This window comes from Desulfurella sp., from assembly GCF_023256235.1.
GTDB lineage: Bacteria > Campylobacterota_A > Desulfurellia > Desulfurellales > Desulfurellaceae > Desulfurella.
In genome coordinates, this window is sequence record NZ_JAGDWY010000034.1 from 30,292 (window position 1) to 39,218 (window position 8,927).

Genomic DNA, 8,927 nt, shown 5'->3' on the forward strand with positions numbered 1-8,927 from the left:
TTACATCAAGGTGTAATACTTTGTGTCTTAATTTTCTTAATTTTTCGATTCCGCCAGTCATTTCTAAAAAACCATTAAAATCTTTAACATTGTAAATATACTTTTCTAAAAATGCGTTATACGAACTTTCATTTTCTGCTGCTTTTAACATCTCCCTCAAAAAATCAACATCCATGTGATATTCATATGGCATCCCCCCCGGATGAGCTCCAAACGGTACTTCTACAACAGCATCAACTAAATAGAAAGGTATAGTTGTTTTTAATGGATCATCACGGAAAAATTCTGTGGGTACTAATTTCTCTGTTGTTATAATGACTTTTTTTGATGCTTCAGCTAATTCAACATCAACTAACGTTGTGCCTCTAATAAAACTGTTTCCATAAATATCTGCAGCATGAACATGTATAAAAACTATATCTGGATACAATGCTGGAATAGCGGCATATGTTTTACCACTAAAAGGACAAGTGATCTCTTTCGCTGCACTGTATTTAAAAGTATCTGTTCCAAGAATAGATCTAGCTGGTAAAAAAGAAAGACCCATTGCTGCAGCTTTTGCTCGCCAAGCAAGTGTTCCATTAGACCATTCAGTAACTTTTACCTTTCCTGTTTCAAAACATCTTCTGGCCATCTTAGATACGCCTAAAGCTTCTAATGCCATTCCGTATGAGATATCACATTCCTCAAAACATCCAGCCATAAAAGCTAATACAGAAGGTAATGGAGATCCACCAACAGCCCCATATTTAAGATTTTTCCTTGGATTTTTCTTAGTTTGTCTTATAAGCTCCATAAGAGCAGCTACAGGTGTTCTTTCTATTGCAGAGTTACCAGCTGCAATGTAGTCACCATCTTTTAAATATTCCGAAATACATTTCTCTAAAGTAGTTACCTTATTAAACATTTTTTTTGAGCGATTTTTAAATATAACGCGCATTTCATCAGGATCATAAAATCCATATAACCTTCCTACGCTCTCCATGTCTATGCCCTCCTAATAATTTAATTTAAATTTTGGTATATTATAATTTTTATATTCTTCCCAAATAATTTTCACAGGCATTTCACATCTTAATTCTGCAGGATTATTAGTTATCACATTACTTAAGATATGAGGTCCTTCTTCTAATTCTATTATTGCTACTACATAAGGAAGGTTTTGTTTAAAAGCTTCATGAAATGCTACATTGTAAACAACAAAACTATAGATCTTACCTATACCTTTAGAAATCACATATTCAAAGTCAAAAGAGTGACATTCAGGACATGCAATAGACGCAGGCCATCTTACATGACCGCAATTCTTGCACTTTTGAAACTTTAATTCTTTATTTTGTGTGGCTTCCCAGAAAAATTTAGTATCGGCAGTAGGTGTTGGTAAAAATAAATTCATTTACATCCTCCTTAATATGATAGTAGAATGTGTTTGTAATACGCCTCCGTTATCACTACATAGTATAATTTCAGGCTTTTTATTTCCTATTGCCACGCCAAGCTGTCTTTTTTCTGCTCTTCCCATTAATTGCATAACTGCTTCTGTTATAGGCGTAAGACCCATAAAGTAAGCTTCGGAAAGCAAACCACCAGAAGTATTTACAGGTAATTTACCGCCAGGGGCAGTGAAACCATCTTTGAAAAAATCTTTTCCTTCGCCGGGTTTAAAAAAACCGTAATCTTGCATAGTTATTTCAACAGTATAGGTAAAGCAATCGTATATTTCACAAGCATCTATATCATTTAGCGTAATGTCTGCCATCTCAAAAGCCATTTGAGAGGCTTTTTTAGCACCCGTAGGTCCAGTTATATAGGTAGCTTGATGGATATCAATACTTGGGTTTGCTTCACCAATACCCATTATAGAAACAACAGGATTTTTTAAATCTTTTGCTCTTTCAACAGAAGTTACAATACATGCTCTACCACCATCACTTATAAGTGAGGCATCCAGTTTTCTAAACGGTTCTATAAGGTATTCTGAGTTTAAATAATCTTCGTAAGTAAGTGGTTTATTATACATTGTGGCATTTGGGTTAAGATTAGCCCATTTTCTTTGACTTACAGCTATTTCTTTCCATGTGTTAGGACCTGTTTCAAATTCAAACATAGCTCTTCTTGCAGCCAGAGCATAGTCTCCAACGAATCCAAATTCACCATACAGATAATTGTCATTTTTAGGCTCTGGATGAGTAGCTTCTTCAATAAACATTCTACGTCCAGATAAAGCATTGTCCGCATAGATTATCAAAACATAATTGCAAAAACCTGCTTCTAACAACGAGACAGCCTGGACAAAATGGTGTCTTGGACAGTATGATTCTTGACTTAGTATAGTAGGTTCTATACCCAATAATTGAGCTACCAGGTAAGGAGTTGCTTCTGGTTCATTTGATATTGCTGGAAACTGCCTGTAACATATAAGACCGTCAATATCTTCTTTTTTTAAGCCAGCATCTTTTATAGCATTTATTCCAGCTTCTACATAAAAACTCAATGCTGATCTTCCTGGGACTTTTCCCTGTGGTGTGTAGCCGACTCCAACTATCGCATATTTATCCCTTAGTTTTTTTAGATGAGTGTATTTCATTATTCACCTCATGTATGGAATATAATTAATTAACTAATTTTAATTTTATATCAATTAAAAAATTCAAGTATTTGAAGGAAATAATTCATAAAAAGCACTCGTTTATTTTATTACTTTCTAAAACAAACAGCTTAGTCTATCTCACAATAATTAAAGGCAGATTGCACTCTTTTCTAAGTATTGCTTCTGTAGTAGAACCTATAATCATTTCAAGCAATCTGTTTTTATTATATGCTCCAAGTATTAGTAATGGGTTTTGGAGATTTTTTGTATATTCAATGAGAGTATCAGCAACACTTTTTTGTTTTGTAAGGTATATGATGTTTAAATCACTGTCTTCAAGATTTTCTGTTTCGGTTTTTCTTACATTTACTATGTGTATTTTAGCTTTAAGATTACCAGCAAGTGCATTTGCCAGTTCAAGAGCCTCTTTGGCTGGTTCCCTGGCGTCATAGCCAACCACAATATTTTTTATTTCATAGAAGTCTTTGTCGGCAACAAAAATAGGTTTTTTTATTTTTCTAATAGTAGATTCAATATTGCTGCCTAAAATTCCCCTTTCAAATGAAGCATTAATGCCTTTTTTTCCAATAAAGACCATGTCGTATTCATAAGAGGTTTCTACTATTGTTATTGGTATTATACCAACTTCGATAAACGAGTTAAATTTTACATTTTCATTTTGTGCCATTTCAGAAAATGCTTGGAGTATGCTTCTTCCTTTTTCTTCAAGCGTTTTTTTAAGTTCAGCGCTAAAATTTATAAATGGCTCAAAACCTAAAACACCGCTTAAATCGTAAATAAACGGACCTTCAAGTTGCATAGTATCTATTACATGTAATGCATCAACAATACAATTAAATTTTTTTCCAAAATCGAGCGCAAATTTTATTGCATTTGTACTATAAGGACTGGAGTCAACTGCTACTAGTAATTTGCTTAAATTATACATTTTCACTCTCCATAACCTTTTTTAGTTCTTCTTCATTGATTTCTTCTTTTTCTAAGAGTAAATTTGTCAATTTTTCCAATTTATCCATATTGTTTTCCAGCATCTCTTTTGCTTGTTTATAGCAATCATTTAGTATTTTATTTATTTCTGCATCTACAGCTTCTTTTGTTTTTTCGCTAATTTCATCTTTTTGAGTGAATATGTTTTCTGTACCCAAAAATCTAGATTTTGCTGGATCTTCAAGAACAACCAAGCCAATAGTTTCGCTCATTCCAAATTTTGTAACTATACTTCTGGCAATATCAGTTGCTCGTGATAAATCATTTTGTGCGCCTGTTGAAACATCTTTTAAAACGAGTTCTTCTGCTATTCTACCACCAAAAAGTACCTTTATCATATTGAGCATTTCTTGCTTTGTAATTAAATACCTATCGTCTGTGGGAAGTTGTTGAGTATAGCCAAGAGCAGCAACTCCTCTGGGTATAATGGATATTTTATGAACTTTATCAACATTTGGCAATAGATAAGCTATAATAGCATGACCAGATTCGTGTACAGCAACGCGTTTTTTCTCTTCTTCTCGCATTGCTCTATTTTGCTTTTTAAGACCGGCAATTTGTCTTTCTATTGCTTCTTCAAAATGTCTCATATTTACTGTTTCACTATTTTCCCTTGCTGCTAAAAGTGCTGCTTCGTTAACGATATTTTCTATGTCGGCACCAACTAGCCCTGGTGTCATTTGAGCTAATTTTTTAATATCTACATCTGGATCTAGTTTAATTTTTCTAACATGGACTTTAAATATTGCTTCTCTGCCATTTACATTTGGTTTATCAACTATAATTTGTCTATCAAATCTTCCTGGCCTTAAAAGTGCAGGATCTAAGATTTCTGGCCTATTTGTTGCGGCCATAATTATAACGCCCAGGTTTGATTCAAACCCATCCATTTCTGCTAATAATTGATTGAGTGTTTGTTCTCGTTCATCATTGGATGTAATTGTATTTATTGCTCTGCTTTTTCCAATTGTATCAATTTCATCAATAAAAACTATACATGGAGCTAATTTTTTGGCTTCTTGGAATAAATCTCTTACCCTGCTTGCACCAACACCTACAAACATTTCTATAAATTCAGATCCACTTATACTTAAAAAAGGTACTTCTGCTTCGCCTGCTGTAGCTTTTGCAAGGAGGGTTTTACCTGTACCCGGAGCACCTACAAGTAAAACGCCTTTAGGTATTCTTCCACCCAGTCTTTGGTATTTACCTGGGTTTTTTAAGAATTCAACAATTTCTTCTACTTCATATTTAACCTCATCAATGCCTGCTACATCAGAAAACTTGACATCTGGACGTTTATTTAAATAAACTTTAAACCTGCCTTTGCCAAACCCAAAGATAGAACCACTTGAGCCCCTTATTTTTCTTGTCATAAACCACCATAAGAAAAAAAGTAACCCAAATGGCAAAATCCACCCGAATATAAGATTTGTAAGCCAGGTATTTGAAATTGTACCGCTAAAATTTACATGGTGTTCTTCTAAATCTTTTACTAAATTAGGATCATTTACTGCAATCGTAACGAAGCTTTCTTTTTTGTTTTTATCATTTAGATATTCGCCTTTTATATATTGAGAAGAAATTTCGCAACTAATTACCCTATTTTTAGCTACAAGCGATTTAAACTCAGAGTAAGTAAGCGTTTTCTTTTCTTGCGCAAAATAGCTTTGATAAAAATAGATTGCTAAAAGCCCAATTAGCAGGTAAAACAACGAAAACTTTATTAAATTTTGATAATTATTTTCTTTGTTTGGTTTTTGTTCATTATCGTTATTATTTTGCATATTTTACCCTTCAATAAATTTTATATATGCTACCATTTCTTGAAATTATATACAGAGCATTTTTATAATATGTAAATTTTGAATCAAAAATACCACCTAAATTAAATATTTGCATAATTTTTCCGTTTAAGGCATTTAATACTACCAATCTTCCATTTGAAAGCAGACAAAATAGATAATCGTTGCCAGATAGATACATTGAATAAATATCATAATTGTAACTTAAAGTTTTACTCCAAATAATACTTCCACTTTGAGGATCAAGGGCATCTACTCCACCTTTTTCGTTTGCAACAAATAAGGCAAAAGGAGAAATTTGAAGATTTGCAAAGCTTGATATTTCTTTTGACCATACATTGATTCCTTTGTCAATTGATACTGATTGAGTATAGCCCGTTGTACTAGTTGCATAAACATGAGAGCTTGTAAGTTCAGCTTTTGAATCAACATCAACAAAAAGCTCACCTTTACCAACTTTTACTTCCCAAATTTCATCACCATTTTTGGTTAACTTATAGAGCATGCCGTTATCAAAACCTATGTAGATAGCATCATTTGTTATAACCGGTGTGCTAAAGCCTTTTACACTCATAGGTGCTGTATTTCTGTGAAACTCCCATAAAATTTTTCCATCTAATTTATCTATTTTATAAAGAGTATTGTTTGTGGTAGTTACGTATAAATAAACTCCGTCTTCTATTATACTACCCACAATAGGAAAACTAAATTGTTTTTTCCATACAATTCCACCTTTGTAGTCCATTTTTAAAAGCTGTCCTTTTGTTGTGCCTACATATATATAGTTGTCAGCATAAATTTCTACTTCTATGGGTTCTTTAATATCGAAACTCTTAATATCATGTGTTTTGAGATTTATCATATAAAGGTGCTTGTTTGTGCTTCCAATAAACAATGTATCATCGTTAATGTATATTTTTGCCCTGTAAGATACAGGACCAACACTGTAGATTTTTTCTACTTTTACTGGTGGACTTACAATACTCATTTGTTTTGCTATAGGCAGTGGTTTTTCTTCAACAGTAAGATTGATATGTTTTGTGCTAGAACACGAATACAGTAAAAAAATTGTCAACAATAAAAAAATTGGACTTATTTTTTTGAGCACAAAAATCTCCTTTTTAAAATTTTTTCTAAGAGTTCTTCACTGTTTTTCAATGTAGTGCAAACTTCATTTTCATCCATTCCGCACCCATAAAGTATTGTCTTTGCAAAATTTATATCGATAAGATCGTAAGGAGAATGGGTATCTGTATCTATAACGCACTTTGCATTATATTTTTTTGCCATTTGAAATACATGACCGTTTGTTAAACTATGTCCACTTCTTGATGTAATCTCTAAATACACGTTGTTTTTGGCTGCAAGTTGAGCTTCTTTTTGATCGATTAAACCAGGGTGTGCTAAAATATCACATTTACTTTCTATAGCATATAAATTTGTTAAACTGGCAACATTTTCTACGGGACTTTCACCATGAACAACTACAATTTCAGCACCAAGTTGCCAGGATGCTGCTATTGTATTTTTTATTAGTTTTGGCGGAACATGCGTTATTTCAACTCCGCAAAAAACATATAAACCATAATATTTTTCTAAACCATACGTTACTTTTTTTATACCGTTGATAATGATTTCTAAGTTTGAAAAGTCCGCATGATCGGTTATAGCAATGGCTCTATAGCCTTTATCTTTTGCTCTTTTTACCAGTTCAGATGGTATAAGTTCTCCATCACTAAACACTGTGTGTGTGTGAAAATCAATCATAACTTTAATTTTAGACTATTGTTTTTACTTGTCAAGTTTTATTTGTTGACAAGCTTTTTATATAAGTTATAATAGACAAATCAAGGTCGTGGAGGTTTGTATGGATAAGGATTATATGTTGAATTACGAAAATACTTTTAAGGATTTTGAAGAAGGCGAAATTATAGAAGGTACAATTATCAATATTAAAGACGATTATGTATTTGTAGATATAGGTTATAAATCAGAAGGTATTGTGCCATTAAACGAGTTTAAAAGCGAATGTAAGATTGGTGATAGAATAAAAGTTATGTTTTTAGGAAAACAAGATTTAAATGGTTTTCAAATTCTTTCAAAAGCTAAAGCAGATAGAGTATTAGGTTTTAATGCAATAAATCAGGCTTTTAAAGAAGGAAAACCTGTAAAAGGTATCATAAAAGCTTCTATTAAAGGTGGATTTTTGGTTGACGTAGATGGCTTTGTGGCTTTTTTGCCTGGATCATTGGTTGATTTGTCGAAAAAAAGGAATTTCGACTATTACATTGGCAAAGAGTACGAATTCAAAGTTATAAATATTGATGATCAGAAAAAAAATGTTATTTTGTCAAGAAAACAATTATTGGAAGAAATTGCAGATAAAAAAAGATCCGATTTAATAGATAAAATAAAAGTTGGAGATATTGTAACAGGTAAAGTAAAAAACATAGTAGATTATGGAGTTTTTGTGGATTTGGGTGGTGTTGATGGATTTGTTCATATTACTGACATCTCCTGGAAAAAAATTTTAAATCCGAGGGAAGTTTTAAAGCCACAGGATGAAATTAAAGCTAAAGTTATGCGCATAGAAGAAAAAGACGATAAAAAAAGGATTTTTTTAAGTATTAAGCACTTATCAGCCGATCCATGGGAAGAAACAAAAATTAAAGAAGGAGATATAGTTGAAGGTAAAATTTCAAATATAGTGGATTATGGCGTTTTTATAGAACTTGAAGAGGGTATTGAAGGTCTTGTTCATAATTCTGAAATTAGCTGGGTTAAATTTCCAAAAGAAGCAAAGGAAGAATTAAGTATTGGTCAGACAATAAAAGCAAAAGTACTCATGGTTGATACCTTAAAGAAAAAAATTGCTTTAAGTATTAAAAGACTTGAACCAGAGCCATGGTCTGATATTGAAGAAAAATTTCATGTAGGTGATATTGTTGAAGGTGTTATAACTGGCATAAAAGATTTTGGTGTGTTTGTAAAAATAGATGAAGGTATTGAAGGTTTAATTCACACAAATGAGCTTTCATGGTCTCCAGAAGAAAGACCATCGCTTAGCATTTCTCAAAAAATTAAGGCTAAAATAATTGATATTAATTTGGAAAAGAAAAAAATTGCTCTTTCATTGAGACAACTTGAACCAGATCCATGGAGTTTAATTGAAGGTAAATACAAAGTAGGAGATGTTATAGAAGGTGTTGTAACGGGTGTAAAAGATTTTGGTGTATTTGTAAAAATTGAAAAAGGTGTTGAGAGCCTTGTCCCAAGAAGTGAACTTAATAATATAACCGTCAACAAAGATGAAAAAGTTAAAATAAAGATAATTAGGCTTGAAATACCTAGAAGAAAAATGATTTCGAGGTTAATGTAAGATTATGAAAAGAATAGTAAAAATTTTCTTTATAGTTTTTTTGTTAATTTTTGTTGTTAATTTTTTTTACTATTCATTGAGTCCTACTAGAGTTGCTGTTATTAATATTTCTGGTATAATTACACCAAATACAGCCTCTACAATA

Annotated in this window: 8 protein-coding genes; 1 reads left to right on the forward strand and 7 read right to left on the reverse strand. The window is 32.1% G+C overall.

The annotated features are described in order from the left end of the window. The 7 genes from Q0C22_RS03520 to Q0C22_RS03550 form a co-directional block, all read right to left on the reverse strand. On the reverse strand, positions 1–985 hold a 985-nt coding region (locus Q0C22_RS03520), incomplete at its 3' end, for a CoA transferase subunit A (RefSeq protein ID WP_291490696.1). A gap of 12 nt (positions 986–997) precedes the next feature. Continuing rightward, entirely contained in the window at positions 998–1,396 is a 399-nt protein-coding gene (locus Q0C22_RS03525; RefSeq protein WP_291490698.1) for a Zn-ribbon domain-containing OB-fold protein, read from the reverse strand. Continuing rightward, the gene (locus Q0C22_RS03530) at positions 1,397–2,587 is read right to left on the reverse strand and encodes a thiolase family protein (RefSeq protein ID WP_291490700.1); all 1,191 of its coding nucleotides are present in this window, start codon (positions 2,585–2,587) and stop codon (positions 1,397–1,399) included. A 136-nt stretch (positions 2,588–2,723) separates the two neighbouring features. Further along, on the reverse strand, positions 2,724–3,539 hold the full coding sequence (locus tag Q0C22_RS03535) for a universal stress protein (RefSeq protein WP_291490702.1): 816 nt from the start codon (positions 3,537–3,539) through the stop codon (positions 2,724–2,726). Then, a complete protein-coding gene (gene ftsH / locus Q0C22_RS03540) occupies positions 3,532–5,385 on the reverse strand; it encodes an ATP-dependent zinc metalloprotease FtsH (protein ID WP_291490705.1) in 1,854 nt (617 codons plus the stop codon). The genes Q0C22_RS03535 and ftsH overlap by 8 nt, the downstream gene beginning before the upstream one ends. A 10-nt stretch (positions 5,386–5,395) precedes the next feature. Beyond that, entirely contained in the window at positions 5,396–6,511 is a 1,116-nt protein-coding gene (locus Q0C22_RS03545) for a PQQ-binding-like beta-propeller repeat protein (protein WP_291490707.1), read from the reverse strand. Beyond that, positions 6,496–7,170 carry a histidinol phosphate phosphatase domain-containing protein gene (locus Q0C22_RS03550; protein WP_291490708.1) on the reverse strand — a complete coding sequence of 225 codons (675 nt, stop codon included), beginning with the start codon at positions 7,168–7,170 and terminating at the stop codon, positions 6,496–6,498. Before Q0C22_RS03550 ends, Q0C22_RS03545 begins: the two co-directional genes overlap by 16 nt. 100 nt (positions 7,171–7,270) lie before the next feature. On the opposite strand from Q0C22_RS03550, the gene Q0C22_RS03555 reads away from it, so the two are divergent. Then, positions 7,271–8,782, forward strand: coding sequence for a S1 RNA-binding domain-containing protein (locus Q0C22_RS03555; protein ID WP_291490711.1), 1,512 nt, complete (start codon positions 7,271–7,273; stop codon positions 8,780–8,782). Positions 8,783–8,927 lie beyond the last annotated feature (145 nt).